General features: G+C 38.3%; 13 protein-coding genes and 1 pseudogene. 8 read left to right on the plus strand and 6 right to left on the minus strand.

All coding sequences use genetic code 11. The features are described from left to right. Positions 1 to 198: pseudogene (locus ABXH34_RS12890) on the plus strand (hypothetical protein); the annotation flags it as partial. Positions 199 to 547: 349 nt separating this feature from the next. Here the strand turns inward: ABXH34_RS12890 and ABXH34_RS12895 are convergent. From ABXH34_RS12895 to ABXH34_RS12910, 4 genes are all read right to left on the minus strand, one after another. After that, positions 548 to 2,719: a secretin GspD/PilQ domain-containing protein gene (locus ABXH34_RS12895; RefSeq protein WP_353572295.1), complete on the minus strand. Its 2,172-nt coding sequence runs from the start codon at positions 2,717 to 2,719 to the stop codon at positions 548 to 550. Further along, a complete protein-coding gene (locus tag ABXH34_RS12900) occupies positions 2,676 to 3,152 on the minus strand; it encodes a type II secretion system protein N (protein ID WP_353572296.1) in 477 nt (158 codons plus the stop codon). Before ABXH34_RS12900 ends, ABXH34_RS12895 begins: the two co-directional genes overlap by 44 nt. Then, a complete protein-coding gene (locus ABXH34_RS12905; protein WP_353572297.1) occupies positions 3,149 to 3,712 on the minus strand; it encodes a hypothetical protein in 564 nt (187 codons plus the stop codon). Before ABXH34_RS12905 ends, ABXH34_RS12900 begins: the two co-directional genes overlap by 4 nt. Before the next feature lie 125 nt (positions 3,713 to 3,837). After that, positions 3,838 to 4,566, minus strand: a complete 729-nt coding sequence (locus ABXH34_RS12910) for a hypothetical protein (RefSeq protein WP_353572298.1) — start codon at positions 4,564 to 4,566, stop codon at positions 3,838 to 3,840. Between the two features lie 174 nt (positions 4,567 to 4,740). On the opposite strand from ABXH34_RS12910, the gene argS reads away from it, so the two are divergent. The 7 genes from argS to ABXH34_RS12945 all read left to right on the plus strand — a co-directional run bounded on the left by argS (position 4,741) and on the right by ABXH34_RS12945 (position 12,719). Beyond that, positions 4,741 to 6,495 (plus strand): arginine--tRNA ligase, encoded by a 1,755-nt coding sequence (argS, locus tag ABXH34_RS12915; protein WP_353572299.1) that lies wholly within the window; start codon positions 4,741 to 4,743, stop codon positions 6,493 to 6,495. Continuing rightward, positions 6,495 to 7,085, plus strand: a complete 591-nt coding sequence (locus ABXH34_RS12920) for an SPOR domain-containing protein (RefSeq protein ID WP_353572300.1) — start codon at positions 6,495 to 6,497, stop codon at positions 7,083 to 7,085. The genes argS and ABXH34_RS12920 overlap by 1 nt, the downstream gene beginning before the upstream one ends. 300 nt (positions 7,086 to 7,385) lie before the next feature. Then, entirely contained in the window at positions 7,386 to 7,562 is a 177-nt protein-coding gene (locus tag ABXH34_RS12925) for a hypothetical protein (RefSeq protein ID WP_353572301.1), read from the plus strand. A gap of 13 nt (positions 7,563 to 7,575) precedes the next feature. Then, a complete protein-coding gene (rlmE, locus tag ABXH34_RS12930; protein WP_353572302.1) occupies positions 7,576 to 8,190 on the plus strand; it encodes a 23S rRNA (uridine(2552)-2'-O)-methyltransferase RlmE in 615 nt (204 codons plus the stop codon). Between the two features lie 72 nt (positions 8,191 to 8,262). Next, positions 8,263 to 10,176, plus strand: coding sequence for an ATP-dependent zinc metalloprotease FtsH (gene ftsH, locus ABXH34_RS12935; protein ID WP_353572307.1), 1,914 nt, complete (start codon positions 8,263 to 8,265; stop codon positions 10,174 to 10,176). Between the two features lie 150 nt (positions 10,177 to 10,326). After that, positions 10,327 to 11,652 (plus strand): glycosyltransferase family 39 protein, encoded by a 1,326-nt coding sequence (locus tag ABXH34_RS12940; RefSeq protein ID WP_353572303.1) that lies wholly within the window; start codon positions 10,327 to 10,329, stop codon positions 11,650 to 11,652. 2 nt (positions 11,653 to 11,654) lie between these two features. Further along, entirely contained in the window at positions 11,655 to 12,719 is a 1,065-nt protein-coding gene (locus ABXH34_RS12945; protein ID WP_353572304.1) for a glycosyltransferase, read from the plus strand. Positions 12,720 to 12,808: 89 nt separating this feature from the next. Here ABXH34_RS12945 and ABXH34_RS12950 read toward each other — a convergent pair whose 3' ends face one another. Together ABXH34_RS12950 and ABXH34_RS12955 are read right to left on the minus strand one after the other, a co-directional pair. Next, the gene (locus ABXH34_RS12950; protein ID WP_353572305.1) at positions 12,809 to 15,190 is read right to left on the minus strand and encodes a Tex family protein; all 2,382 of its coding nucleotides are present in this window, start codon (positions 15,188 to 15,190) and stop codon (positions 12,809 to 12,811) included. A gap of 102 nt (positions 15,191 to 15,292) precedes the next feature. Beyond that, the coding region (locus tag ABXH34_RS12955) for a hypothetical protein (protein ID WP_353572306.1) at positions 15,293 to 15,515 on the minus strand (223 nt) is incomplete at its 5' end.

The following is a 15,515-nucleotide window of genomic DNA, read 5'->3' on the forward strand; positions in this document are numbered from 1 at the left end:
ACCAAATCTCCTGCTCGTAGAGTTAATGCACAAGTTAACCATATTTTTGCTTCTATTCTTGCGGTCTTTAACATGGAAAAGCTTAAGATTAAATCCAAACTTAACTATTTTGCCATTCGTTCTAAACTTTATCTCAAGGCTATTCAATCTGCTTTTCAAGAACTCCAATTTTTTAAACACAAAATCCTTTCTGCGTAACTTGAGTTAGTAATATTAATAAGCAGTGTTGCTATAAATACTAGGAAGTATTCTGAAGTATCCTTTTTGATATTTAATAGTTTGAATATACAGGAAAATATTGTTTTATTGGCGTGCGATATATTTGCAAATAGCTATTAATCAGCATATTTTCAGAGCATCCCAATTTAATTGTCAACACGCCATAGTCATGACTTGATATTTTTATGATGAGCTTGAATTTATTGGGTTTTCTCAATTATTTTCGTGTTTTGCGTAACCAGAGTTAACCCTAAGGATTGAGAATTAAATGATTCCATCATCTCTTAGTGCTGGCTGTCCTGTCATAAAAAAATCAAGCCTAAAATATTTAATATTCCACGGGTTCTAAAATAAGCGACTCACCTGTGGTTGAATCTGGATATTGAGAATCAACTGGCTGTGGTTGAATAATGCTCAATTTATCTCTAAATGCTTCAGTCACATCCTCTGCTTGCTGGCTGTTATTCAATACATAAGGAATAATCAACATCACTAATTCAGATCGGGTGATATTTTCAGTTTCAGCACGGAATAAATGACCTAAAATCGGAATATCTTTTAAAAATGGGATGCCTGTATCCCCAACTGTTTTATTAGTGGAAATTAATCCACCGAGTAACACAGAACCGCCATCAGCTAAACTTAAACTGGTTTTAATACTCCGGTTTGAAATAACAGGAGATTGCACACTACTTAATTCATTTGGTAGCGCATTACTCGAGGATTGGGATATTTCTAAATCAACTTGGCTTTCTGAATAAACCACGGGTTTAACTGATAAAGAGACACCTGTTTTACGGTATTGTACGCTTTGTAAAATAGCACTACCTTGAGAAGTTTGTAAATCTGATGATGTACCTTGGCTAGTAATAATCGGTACTTCTTGACCCACATTAATATTGGCATCTTCACCACTACGTACCATGATTGTTGGTGTAGATAAAACGGTGACTTGAGAATTGCTAGCAAAAGCATTTAACACTGCACGAGTTTGGCCTGAACTGCTTAATGGAACATAGCTAAATCCACTACTACCAAGACCTAAACCACCAATATCAATATCACCTTTAAAATTCCCTAATCCTGCTTCTCTGATTGTCCATTCAATCCCAAATTTAGTGTCATCGGTTAGGGTAATTTCTGCAATCGTGACTTCAATTAAAACCTGTTTAGCAGGTGTATCCAATTTTTTAACAATAGGTAATACTTGCGACCAAACTTGCGGTTCCCCATAGAAAATTAATACATTACGGTTTTCATCCACAACAAGTTTATTAGCAAATTCAGTGACTGTTGTTTTAGGCGGATTTTTATTTTTTTTGCTAGTTGTAGTAGTTGATAATACATCGCCTAAAAGTTGAGATAAAACTTCACTTAAACTACTTGCGGTGGTATTTTTAACCGCATAATAATAAATACGTTGTTTAGGGCCTGACTTTTTAATTGGTAACTGTTGATCAAGCTTGACTGCCCAAGCTTTAATATGGTTTAAAACCGCTTTATCTGCACTAAATGCCAATAGTGTATTATTAGATTTAAATGGGATAAAAATCGTTGATGCGTTACTCCCAAATCGATAGCCTTCAGCTTCAAGAACTGATTGTAAACGTTTAGTTAGCTCTTCTGAAGATAAAAAAGCAGGTTCAATCAAAGTACTATAACGGCCTCGCATCAAAGGTTGATCCAGAATTTTTACCGCTTCTGCTGCTTGGGTTACAACCTCAGGTTTACCACGTAAAATAATGGCATTTCGGCTGGAGTCTTCTGAAACTTCAAGTTGTTGACCTTTGTAAGCATCTTTTATCCAACGCCGCACCATCGCATTTTGCACTACTTTCAATGGAATAAATTGAAAGATAGGGCGATGTGAGGTCGGTACACTGGGTAATGCTGAACCTTGAATCAGTAGTGGTGGTTCTCCAGCAGGGGCTTTTTTAGAAGGTATAAAACGTAATAGCTTACCTTGTTGTATGATACTTACCCCATAATTATCTAATACTTGTTCTGCCAGCTTATATAATCCTACAGGCTGCTGTGGTTCAACCACTCTCAATGTGACTAAATCTTTTGTCTTTTTCAAACTCTTGTCAATTTCAAATGATAAACCGAGCACATTGCCATACACTTCATTGATAAAAGCAGGTAAAGGTAGGCTATCGACATTAATTTGAACTGGAGCACCTTTTAGTTTTGGTGCATTGTCTATTTGGGCACTGCCACCTGTTTGACGAGAAGTATAGCTAGGAAGACGAGGCACAGTTTCAAACTGAGTTTGCTTTGCTTTCTTGGCAACAGGTTTCTTTTTCGGCGGCTTTTTTTCAGGTGATGGCAGAAAAGGTTCTGATTCAGCGGTACTACCAATAGGCTCGCGTAATGGTTCTGGGAATTTAAGTTGAACAGTTTGGGGTACAGAACTACACGCAGATATAAAGAGTAGAATAAATAAATAGAAGAGATTATTTCTTAGCATTTTTTCGAGGGTATAAGTATTCTGTGTCAATGTCGCCAGCTAGCTTAATTTCAACCGCATCAGCATGAATTTTAACCAATTGCCCACCATTATCCAAAGTATCACCAACGGAATAACGCTGAACTTTATTTTTCTTGGTATCTTGTAATAGTGCAAATCGTTGTTGGCCTGATTGGACAATGCCTGCTAAACGCCAATTCTTGCTTAGCAATTGGGTTTTATTTTTAGCATTTCTCTTGGCTTGTTCTGTTTTGCCCCAAGCTTGCCGTTTTTGCAATTGATTATACACTTGTTGAGAATTTTCAAACAGGTAAATATTAGGTAGTTGCCATTCGTTTTGTGCTTGTTGAGCATCTCTTGATGGATTTGGAGCAGGTATCAGTATCCATGCCGTTCCCAAAGCTGTGACCGCTAAAGCGGCTATCCATAAACCAATTTGTTTAGGTGTTGAAGGTAATTTCATATTGCTGTCGCTTGAAAATAAACAGACACAAGCAAGGTAAAGCGGGGACTGCGATTACTTTGGCGTACTTCAAAGCTGTCGATAACAACCCATTTAGGATGTTGTGCTAAATTAAGCAATAGACGCTCTAAAGCCTCAGCTTCAAAAATACCTTCTAATTTTGCAACCACGAGCCAAATATTAGCTTGTCTCGATGCGTCTTTGGCTTCTTCAACAATCATCTTATTTTTTTGAATTTTTGCTGCATTCACTTGTCCCGTTAACCACGCTTGAAAATCAGCCTGTGCTAAACCCTTACTAGCAGCAGTCCATAATTTGTTTTCCAAACTGAGTTTAGCAGACTGAGCATATTCTGCACGTTGTATCCATTCATCTTGACTGGTGACATCTTGCAGCCGAACCAAGTGAGAAACTTTGGCTTGATATTGGCCTTGTAGTTCAACTGAATAATCATTGAGTAAAAGCAGACAGTAAAAGCCAACAATACCAATGATTGACCACAACCCCATCCGCAGCCGAGTATTCTTTTTGAGTTCTGATAATAATTCATTCTTTGACATAACGCGCAATTATCAATTATCAATCAACAATTATCAATCAACAAATAGATATAAACGGCTGACATTTTATTCAAGACAGCGGATTGGCTCGGATTCAGGTATTTTTTTATGAACATTCATCAAGCCTAAGGCGACATAATTAAATCCAACCAAACAGGACACCAGTCATCATCAAATAATTTATTTTGTTCGGTTTGATAATGAATTGGAGTTTGACAATGGTGCGTGATAATCCCATAAGCATAAAGCACATCAAGGTGATATGGTGCAGCAAATCCCACTTGTGCAATATCAGTTTCAGGCTTGAGTGCTTCAGGAAATACATCTGAATTTCCCAAGTTTTCAGTATCTTGCGCCCCATTCTCAATTAAATTATCATCGGCAAGACCTGTTTCATCACTAGCATTTATTCCCGAGTTTTTGCGTGCAAGCTCATAATGAGAAAATCGCCACAAGCCCGCTTGGTATTGATAACTGAATGTTAAACCATTGAGTTGAGGACTAAGCCAGAGATTTTCCTGAAACGTGATATTTAATAGTTGCTGAGGCTCGTATTCAATACATTGAACAAAAGGATCAAAAGCCAGTAATCTATCGCTAAAAAATTGAAATTCTTCAACGCTAACAGGGTTGTTATTTTTAATCTGGTAAAGCGTTAAGTAAGAAATAGCTTGTTGCACCATTTTTAGTCCATAACTTACTTGAATTCTTAGCTTAGCATCCTCTGGGTTGGATAAGCTTGCTAAATCCCCACGACTGAAAATTGCTTCTAAACTCCGATTAATATTTAATTCAGCCTGTTGCGCAGATACTGATTGAACCCACAACAACAGGATACAAATTAGCCTTAGCATGAAAGATTCCTTTTTGAGACATCATTTAACATCTAATTAAAGCGGGTGAAGTCTATTGCATCAAGTATTTTGGTGTGAACGGATGTAAAACAATCGGTTTTAAACTCTTTTCATCTTGCTTACAAAAAAGTACACTAATATCTTATAAGTGAAAGATTAAAGACGAGAAGTATTTTGAAACAGCATATTCAGAGTTTATTTCAACACGCATTTGAGCAACTTCAATCTGATAATGTGATTCCTGCTGAGCAACAAGCAGTGATTCGTATCGAGCGCACCAAAGATGCAAGTCATGGTGATTTTGCCTGCAATTTAGCCATGATGCTCGCTAAAAAAGCCAAAATGAAACCGCGCGATTTAGCTGAGAAAATCATTGCAGCATTGCCTGAATCAGATTCAGTGTCAAAAGTTGAAATTGCAGGGCCAGGATTTATCAATCTATTTTTAGCTTCAAATAGTTACCAAGATATTATCAAAACTATTTTAGAACAAAAACAATCCTATGGTTTAAGCCAAATTGGCGCGGGAAAATCGATACTCATTGAATTTGTCTCAGCCAATCCGACAGGGCCTTTGCATGTTGGTCATGGACGTGGAGCAGCGTATGGTGCAGCATTAGCAGATTTATTGAAAGCCGCAGGTTATCAAGTCAGTAAAGAATATTATGTCAATGATGCTGGGCGACAAATGGATATTTTAGCCACCAGTATTTGGTTGCGCTATTTAGATTTATGCAGTGAAAGTTTCACGTTTCCAAGCAATGCTTATCAAGGCGATTATGTGTGGGATATTGCTGCGACCTTACACCGAGAAAATCAAGATAAATACCGTTATGCTGCCAGTGATGTATTTGCCGATGTGCCTGCTGATGAAACAGAAGGTGGTGATAAAGAACGTCATATTGATGGCCTGATTAACAAAATGAAACAGCTTTTAGGTGAGCAAACGGCACGAGATGTATTGCAATTAGGTTTAGATGCCATTTTAGGCGATATTGAGCACGATTTGGGGCAATTTGGTGTCACTTATGACAAATGGTTCTCAGAATACAGTTTGACCAGCAGCAATCACGTATCACAAGCAATAGAGCAAGTACGTGAAGGCGGATTTACTCATGAACAAGATGGTGCATTATGGTTTAAATCCAGTGAATTTGGTGATGAAAAAGATCGGGTTTTAGTTAAAGAAAATGGCGCATTGACTTATTTAGCCTCTGATATTGCCTATCATGCAAATAAATTGGAGCGTGGGTTTGATATTTTGATTAATATTTGGGGTGCAGATCATCATGGTTATATCGCACGTTTGAAAGCAGCAATTCAGGCCTTAGGTTCAGATGCGAGCAAATTACAAGTTTTATTAGTTCAATTTGCAACTTTATACCGTGGTCAAGAAAAATTACAAATGTCAACACGTAGCGGTAAATTTGTGACTTTGCGCGAATTACGTGAAGAAGTTGGCAAAGATGCAGCCCGATTCTTTTATGTACAACGTAAAGCAGAACAACATTTAGATTTTGATTTAGAATTAGCAAAATCACAATCTAATGAAAATCCTGTGTATTACATTCAATATGCTCATGCTCGAATTTGTAGTGTATTCCGTGAGTTATCTGAAAAAGGCAGTGAATGGGATTTAGCCCAAGCCGATTTAAATCGTTTGGATACATCACACGAGCTTGAATTAATCAAATTGTTATCACGTTATCCTGAAACAGTTGAGAATGCAGCAACAGCGTATGAACCACATCAATTGACTTATTATCTACGGGATTTAGCTCAAGCCTTCCATACTTATTACAATGCGCATAAGTTTTTAGTTGATGATATGGAATTAAGTCAAAGCCGTCTTAGCCTGTGTAAAGCAATACAATACGTTTTGCAAAATGGCTTAACGATTATTGGTGTTTCTGCACCTGAGGTAATGTAGTGGCTGAGAAACGCGAAAAACGGCGAATTAAACGTCCACGACCTGAAAAACAGCCAATTCCACGTGGTTGTCCTCCACGTTGGGCTTGGTTTTTTGGTGGTTTGTTGATAGGGGTATTTGGCGCATTTTTATTTTATTTATATGAACTTGCACCACGTAACTTGGCCAATCAAATCCAACCCACAGCGACAACATCGATTTCAGATACTAGAGGTAATCCAGCGGCTGAATTAAATTATGAAAATTACGAGTTTTATAATAATTTGCCGAAAACGGAAGTGAAAGTGGTTGAAACAGTTGAGAATACAACGGAATTTGCTAGCCAAAACGCGGAAAATACAGTACCTGCCAAATCCGTTTTTAAGCCTCATACCCGCTTGCAGGTTGGTTCGTTCCGGGATGCTAAGATTGCTCAGGGGTTGAAAAATCACTTGTCTAGTTTAGGCATTAAAGCGGATATTGAACAGGCAGTTGTTAATGGCTTGTCATGGCATCGAGTGCGGGTAGGCACTTTTAGCTCAGAACAGGCTTTAGAACAGATGAAAGCGAAGCTCACACAGCAAAAGCTTCCATTTTCGGTGATTGAGTAATCATTATTCCTGAATGTTATATTGAGAATTGCGTAAAGTGACCAGTTTATAAAAAACTTGTAGTTCAATACTTTAAGTATTGGCTTTTGCAGGATTTAATATATTCTACCCTAAAATGCTTCAAAATAGCACAGTCTGAGTTCAGAAAAAATACTGTGGGTAAGCAAAATAAACCACTTAATATGTTATGCTTATTTTTGCCGAAAGGGCTAAAAGCAAATTCAAAAGCCATTGCTTTAAAATCTAAATGAGACTAAGCAACATCCTAGAAATCCGTCATATTCTAAAGAGAGTGCATTTATGATCAAGCAAGATATTTTAGAGCAAGCCCAGAATTTAAAGCCTTATGAAAAACTCACCTTAATTGAAGAACTCTTAAAAAGTTTGGATGAGGTTTGGTTTGTTGAAGCTGAAAATCGGTTTAAAACCTGTCAGCAGCGACGTGCCAAAACTACATCTAATTCAATGCCATTATAGATAAGATACATAAATGAGTAAAAGTAGTCACCGTTGGTTACAAGAGCATGAAAATGATTTTTATGTCAAACGTGCTAAAAAAGAAGGTTATCGTTCCCGTTCAGTGTATAAATTAGCTCAAATGCACGAACGAGATCATTTATTTAGCCCTGATATGACTGTGATAGACTTGGGTGCAGCCCCCGGTGGTTGGTCACAATGGGCGCAACGTCATTTAAATAGTAAAGTTAAATTATTTGCTTTAGATATTTTGCCGATGGATGCCTTGCCTGATGTCACATTTATTCAAGGTGATTTCACCGAACAAGAAGTCTTAGACCAGTTATTGGACTGCATTGGTGAACAAAAAGCCAACCTTGTAATGTCTGATATGTCCCCCAATATCAGTGGAATGAAAGCCGTTGATCAGCCAAAATCGATGCTGTTAGCGGAATTAGCCCGTGATTTAGCTTACGAAACATTAGCACCGAATGGACATTTTTTAAGCAAAGTATTTCAAGGCGAAGGTTTTGATATCTATGTAAAAGAATTACGCCAGCGATTTCGTAAAGTGGTAGTACGCAAGCCAGAAGCTTCCCGACCACGGTCACCAGAAGTCTATGTGCTTGCCAAACAATTTATTGTATAATTAAAAGTTTGCAGTATTATTTCTGCACGTCTACAAGTAAATAACCAGAGAGGTATCCCTCCAGTGAATGATATGGCCAAAAACCTACTGCTATGGGTGGTGATTGCCCTAGTGCTGATGATGGTATTTAATAATTTTGGACCTCAACCGACCTCATCTCAACAAGTTGAATATTCAGTTTTTCTGGAAGCCGTAGAGCAAGGGCGTGTGAAAAAAGTCACAATAGAAGGCAAAGAAATTGTTGGTTTTATGCAGGATGGATCGCGTTTTGTTACTTATAATCCCGGCGATGATTTTCTCATCAGTGATTTGATGAAGTACAACGTACAAATTTCTGCGCGTCCTCCAGAACGTCAATCGTTACTTATGCAGATTTTTATTTCATGGTTTCCAATGTTATTGCTATTCGGTATCTTGATTTTCTTCATGCGTCAAATGCAAGGCGGCGGTGGTCGTGGAGCGTTATCCTTTGGTAAAAGTCGGGCGCGTATGATGGAAGAAGATCAAATCAAAGTGACTTTTGCTGATGTGGCAGGTATTGACGAAGCTAAAGAAGAAGTTGGGGAATTAGTTGATTTCTTACGTGACCCTGGTAAATTCCAAAAATTAGGCGGCAAAATTCCGCGTGGCGTATTAATGGTGGGTTCACCTGGTACAGGTAAAACCTTACTAGCTAAAGCGATTGCAGGTGAAGCTAAAGTTCCATTTTTTACTATTTCTGGTTCTGATTTCGTAGAAATGTTCGTTGGTGTGGGTGCATCGCGTGTACGTGATATGTTCGAGCAAGCTAAAAAACATGCACCGTGCATTATCTTCATCGATGAAATTGATGCTGTGGGTCGTCATCGTGGTGCGGGCTTAGGCGGTGGCCATGATGAACGTGAACAAACTTTAAACCAGCTATTAGTTGAAATGGATGGTTTTGAAGGCAATGAAGGTGTGATTGTGATTGCGGCCACTAACCGTCCTGACGTGTTAGACCCTGCATTATTACGCCCTGGTCGTTTTGACCGTCAAGTGGTTGTGCCATTGCCAGATATTCGTGGTCGTGAACAAATCCTAAAAGTGCACATGCGCAAAGTACCTATTTCTGATGACGTAAAACCAAGTTTAATTGCACGTGGTACACCGGGGTTCTCGGGTGCAGATTTATCAAACTTAGTCAATGAGGCTGCATTATTCGCCGCTCGTGGTAATAAACGTCTTGTAGAAATGGGTGATTTTGAGAAAGCTAAAGACAAAATCATGATGGGTGCAGAACGTAAGTCGATGGTCATGAGTGATGCTGAGAAAAAACTTACTGCCTACCATGAAGCTGGTCATGCAATTATTGGTCGTTTAGTACCATGTCACGATCCTGTATACAAGGTGAGCATTATTCCACGCGGTCGAGCGTTGGGTGTTACGATGTACTTACCGACAGAAGATCGTTATAGCAACAGTAAGCAACAGCTTGAAAGCTTAATTTCTAGTTTATTCGGTGGGCGTATTGCTGAAGAACAGATTTTTGGTGCTGAGAGTGTCACTACGGGTGCAAGTAACGATATCCAACGTGCGACTGAAATTGCACGCAATATGGTGACCAAATGGGGTTTATCAGAGCGTTTAGGTCCATTAACTTATGGCGAAGATGATGGCGAGGTATTTTTAGGTCACACTGTCACTCAGCATAAAGTGGTCTCTGATGAAACTGCACATGTAATTGATGAAGAAGTTCGTTCAGTGATTGATCGTAATTACTTGCGTTCTGAAAATCTACTAAAAGATAATGAGAAATCATTGCATGCCATGGCTGATGCGTTAATTAAGTATGAAACCATTGATAGCGATCAAATTGAAGATATTATGAATGGTAAAGAGCCACGCCCGCCTAAGGATTGGTCTTCTGATGATGATAATAATATCAGCTCCAATAACGATGATGACAATATGGTTGCTGAATTAAAACCCCAACCAGAGATTGGTGGGGCTGCTAGCTCTCATTAATTAATCCTCCCTCCCTAAAGCCTTGCTCCATTCTGGAGTAGGGCTTAAATTTCACTTCATTTATGTTTCTACATCTCTTACAATGGCTTTTTAATAACTTTTAAAGTTAAGAAGAGCCCATACATGCCTTTCTACTCGCCAAATCAGCAATTGGCTTACTCAAAAGTTGCGATGTTAGCCCTATTTATCATATTTGTTTTGGGTTTAATGCTTCGCTTGCAAGCCGTTATATTCACTGAAGTTGATACACCAGTTCGAGCTGATGCCCAAAAATATGTTTTATATGCTTATAATTTAGAGGTTTTTGGCATTTATACACATAGTAAAGAAGGTGTTTTAGGAAATCCAGAACAGCTAAAACCTGACGCTCTAGTTACACCGGGCTACCCATTATTTTTAAGTTTATTTCTTGATCAAGATTTATCTCAAAATCAGTATGAGGCTGTTTTACTAACCCAAGCAATATTAAGTGCATTAGTGATTATTTTTGCATATATTATATTTGCTGAATTAGGTTATATGTGGGCATTATTTATTAGTCTATTAGTTGCTTTTAGCCCACATTTGATTAGTGCTACAACATTTCTGTTAACAGAAACTTTATTTTGCTTTTTCTTAATTACATTTCTAGCAGTTTGCAGTCGTCTGAAAATCAATTCTTATCAATGGTGGCTATTTTTCGTTGCTGGTTTATTGTTGGGCTTGGCAACACTGACACGGCCTTGGACTCAACTTTTTGTTGTATTTTTTTTAGTCATGCTAGCAGTGTCATTAAATCAAAAGCGTATTGGTCGAATTACATTCACTTCTTTAGGCTTTATTTGTGTGATAGCTCCTTGGTTAATAAGGAATTACTTGATAATAGGAATAGCAACAGACCCAAGCCTTTCGTTAGCAAGCATTCATCACGGAATGTATCCAGATATGATGTATAACTTGATTCCAGAGAGCTTAGGTTTCGCGTATAAATTTGATCCTTGGGCTTTAAATGTTGAGCGCACATATCAAACATTATTTCCAGAACTTTTTCGCCGTATTCAAGAAAATCCATGGATTTATATGGAATGGTACACTTTGGGTAAATTGCAAACTGTCTTCTCATGGAATGTATTAACAGGTATAGGAGATGTCTTTATTTACCCAATTATAAAAACACCTTACGCTACATCAACTTATTTTCAAGCAACCCATTTTTTTATTTATACGCTACATAATGGTTTTGTTGTTTTGAGTTTAATTGCTACAGTTTTTGCGTGGTTTCCAGTTGTGAAACAGGTTATCCCTGCAACATTTTTATTTACATTTCGTTTGCTTTCATTGTTAATGATTTATTTTATAATTTTACATATGATTGGTGCACCTTATCCTCGTTATTCTATTCCTATGCGTCCCGTGATTTACGGCTTAGCAGTGGTGATGTTAGCGGTGTTTTGGAATTATATAAAAATATTATATCAACAACGAATGGCTAAGTAATAATGAACCAAAGAGTTGTCATACTTATTCCTGCTTATCAACCAAGCACAAGCTTAATCACTATAGTGAGTGAATTATTACAGCATGATACAAAAAAAATCATTCAAAGTATTGTGTTAGTTGATGATGGAAGTGGACAAAATTATCAAATTATTTTTAATCAATTAGCAGAACTGCCAAATGTACACATTTATTCTCATGCTATTAACTTAGGGAAGGGAGCAGCACTTAAGACAGGATTCAATCATATATTATTGGAATTTATGGATATTCATTCAATTATTACCGCTGATGCAGATGGCCAACATTTACCTGATGATATTCTAGAAGTAGCGGAAAAAGCTTTAACTATGCCTAAAGATAGCTTAATACTAGGAGTTAGGACTTTTTCTAAGCAAGTGCCTTTGCGTAGCTTATTTGGTAATCAAATGACTCGTTTAGTGATGCGTTTTTTTACTGGACTCAAGTTAGCTGACACACAAACAGGTTTAAGAGCATGGCCACTTGAACTTGCCCGCCAAACATTGAGAATTCCAATTAATGGTTATGATTTTGAAATGGAAGCTTTAGTTAGAATGAAAGAACTCAGTGGTAATCAAAAAACAACATTACAAGAAGTGCCAATACAAACAGTTTATGAACAAAAAAATACATCTTCACATTTTAATCCGCTATTGGATTCGATGCGGGTTTATTTTGTATTCCTTCGCTATTGTGGAGCAGGATTGTTCACAGCATTAGTGGATAATCTGGTTTTTATTGTGATGTACATGTTATCTGGTAGCATTATTTCTAGCCAAATTACCAGTCGCAGTTGCGGGGCATTGGTGAGTTTTATATTGAGTTTCCACCTAGTTTTTCGTAGCGATGTCAGTAAGGTTTACGCCTTACTCAAATTCGTATCATTGGTTATATTATTTGGTTTTATTTCTTATAGTTTGATTCAATTTTTAAGTCAGATGCTGGGGTTAAACATATTTATTTCTAAATTACTAGCAGAGCTGATTTTATTTATTGCCTCTTTTGCTATTCAGCGAGACTTTATTTTTAATAATTCACAGAACTAAAATACTTGTTTCTCATTTCCATGAGATTCACCCTTAAAGCCAAACTTGTAAAATATTGATATTCTACAAGCCTGTTTCATTGGAAAAAACTATTTACGCATATTTGCCAATGCATCCGCTAAGGCATTACCCATTGCTGTAGGTTGTTTTGGCTCATTACGTTTATTAGGCTGACGTGATGACGGTTTATGCTGCTTATTGCGTGGTTGATTGGGTTTATTCGACGCTTTTTGAGCTTTCGGCTTAGGCGATGAATTAGATGCAGATTCATTCTTCATACTTGGCGAAATATGTTCTTTACTTTTATCAGCCAAACGCATAGTTAATGCCACACGACGGCGTTTCAAATCCACTTCCAACACTTTGACTTTGACCACATCACCCGCTTTCACTACATCATGTGGGTCTTTGATGAATTTATCGGCTAAAGCTGAAATATGTACCAAACCATCTTGATGCACGCCAATATCCACAAACGCGCCAAAGTTAGTCACATTAGTTACAACCCCTTCTAAAACCATATCAGGCTGTAAATCGTCTAGCTCTTCAACCCCTTCCTTGAATGCGGCAGTTTTAAACTCAGGTCTTGGATCACGTCCCGGTTTATCCAATTCCGCTAAAATATCCTGTATCGTCGGTAAACCAAAATTTTCATCAACAAACTCTTCTGGGCGCAAGTCGCGTAAAAACTGTGAATTACCAATGATTTTATCAATACTTTGCTGCTTATCCGTCACAATCCGCTCAACCACGGGATAGGCTTCTGGATGCACTGCTGATGCATCTAACGGATTTTTACCCTGCATAATGCGTAAGAAGCCCGCTGCTTGTTCAAAGGTTTTTTCACCTAAACGCGGGACTTTTTTCAAAGTATTACGACTATCAAATGCACCGAATTCATCCCGATACATCACAATATTTTTGGCTAAACCTGCATTTAAACCTGAAACCCGACTTAATAATGGAACTGAAGCGGTATTTACATCAACCCCCACCGCGTTCACACAATCTTCCACCACCGTATCCAATGTGCGTGCAAGCTGAGACTGATTCACATCATGCTGATATTGCCCAACCCCAATCGATTTTGGATCAATTTTCACCAATTCAGCTAATGGGTCTTGTAAGCGGCGTGCAATTGAAACCGCGCCACGATAGGATACATCCAAATCTGGAAATTCGTTAGATGCCAATTCAGAAGCGGAATAGACAGATGCACCCGCTTCAGATACCACAATTTTGTGTAACTTCAAGTCTGGATATGCTTTGATGATATCCGTGACTAATTTATCAGTTTCACGCGAGGCTGTACCGTTGCCAATACTGACTAAATCTACATTATGCTGTTTGGAAAGAGTGGCTAAAATCTCAATGGATTCTGACCACTGGTTACGCGGTGCATGTGGGAAAATCGTGGTGTGCGCAATCAATTTGCCTGTATTGTCCACAATGGTGGCTTTGACACCTGTTCTTAATCCGGGGTCTAAACCCATTGTCGAACGTTGACCTGCAGGAGCTGCTAACAATAAATCTTTTAAATTATTAGAGAAAACGTTAATCGCTTCAGTTTCTGCTCGCTCACGCAAACGCATGAATAATTCAACATCTAAACTCAAACGGATTTTATGCCGCCATCCCCAGCGCACGGTTTCTTGTAACCATTTATCCGCAGGACGTTCTTGATTTTTAATGTTAAATTGTTTGGCAATCATGAATTCACAAGGATGGGTTACCTTGGTATCAGATTCATCGCCCACAGGCAAATTAAGCTGCAAAATCCCTTCATTGCGTCCACGGAACAATGCTAATGCACGGTGAGAAGGCATGTCTTGTAATGGTTCATTGTGATCGAAATAATCAGAAAACTTCGCGCCTTCTTCTTCTTTTCCTGCGACCACTTGGGCTTGAACATCAGCACGTTCCCACACATATTCCCGCAATTGACCGATTAATTCCGCATCTTCAGCGTATTTTTCCATCAAGATTTGTTTTGCACCATCCAGTGCTTGCTTAAGGTCTTCAACCCCTTTTTCTTTGTCAATAAATTCTGCGGCGAATTGTTCAGGTGCTGTATCAGGTTTTTCTAATAAAGTTAACGCCAATGGTTCTAAACCTGCTTCTCTAGCAATTTGGGCTTTAGTACGGCGTTTTTGTTTATAAGGCAGGTATAAATCTTCGAGGCGGGTTTTAGTATCAGCTTCTTGAATCGCTTGGGCTAAGTCGTCTGTTAATTTGCCCTGTTCTTCAATGCTGCTGAGAATGGTGGCTCGACGTTCATCTAGCTCCCGTAAATAGCGCAAACGTTCTTCAAGTGCACGCAATTGGGTGTCGTCTAAACCACCAGTAGCTTCTTTACGGTAACGGGCGATAAACGGGACTGTAGAGCCTTCATCTAATAAAGCCATTGTGGCTAATACTTGACGTTCATTGACCGCTAATTCCTCAGCAATACGTTGAGCAATCGTTTTCATAAATAGGTGTTGTCCTAACTCAAGCGAAACAATTAGTTATTATAACAGTCTTGAGAGGAATCAACACTAATATGCTGTTTTTATAAAAGTAGTGGGCTTACCTTATTCAAAGGGTCTACCGAACTGAGTTAGCATCCAAATCACCAATAGATATAACCCCATGAGAGATTGAAGGCCAGCAATAGAACGTATCCAGCCTTTGCGAATCCTTAGTGTAATATCTCGCCTTTGTACTTGTCTAATCCAGTTACCAATATTGTATTGTTGCCAGCCAATTTGGAGTGCAGATAATAAACTAAAATAAAATGCGATTCCTAATACTTTA

This window comes from Candidatus Albibeggiatoa sp. nov. BB20, assembly GCA_016744725.1.
Lineage (GTDB): Bacteria > Pseudomonadota > Gammaproteobacteria > Beggiatoales > Beggiatoaceae > Albibeggiatoa.

What these genes read in the sequence shown, in the direction of transcription:
- ftsH (WP_353572307.1), top strand. Translation starts at nt 8,263, where the DNA reads ATGGCCAAAAACCTACTGCTATGGGTGGTGATTGCCCTAGTGCTGATG.
- rlmE (WP_353572302.1), top strand. Translation starts at nt 7,576, where the DNA reads ATGAGTAAAAGTAGTCACCGTTGGTTACAAGAGCATGAAAATGATTTT.
- ABXH34_RS12925 (WP_353572301.1), top strand. Translation starts at nt 7,386, where the DNA reads ATGATCAAGCAAGATATTTTAGAGCAAGCCCAGAATTTAAAGCCTTAT.
- ABXH34_RS12910 (WP_353572298.1), bottom strand. Translation starts at nt 4,566, where the DNA reads ATGCTAAGGCTAATTTGTATCCTGTTGTTGTGGGTTCAATCAGTATCT.
- ABXH34_RS12905 (WP_353572297.1), bottom strand. Translation starts at nt 3,712, where the DNA reads ATGTCAAAGAATGAATTATTATCAGAACTCAAAAAGAATACTCGGCTG.
- ABXH34_RS12950 (WP_353572305.1), bottom strand. Translation starts at nt 15,190, where the DNA reads ATGAAAACGATTGCTCAACGTATTGCTGAGGAATTAGCGGTCAATGAA.
- ABXH34_RS12945 (WP_353572304.1), top strand. Translation starts at nt 11,655, where the DNA reads ATGAACCAAAGAGTTGTCATACTTATTCCTGCTTATCAACCAAGCACA.
- ABXH34_RS12900 (WP_353572296.1), bottom strand. Translation starts at nt 3,152, where the DNA reads ATGAAATTACCTTCAACACCTAAACAAATTGGTTTATGGATAGCCGCT.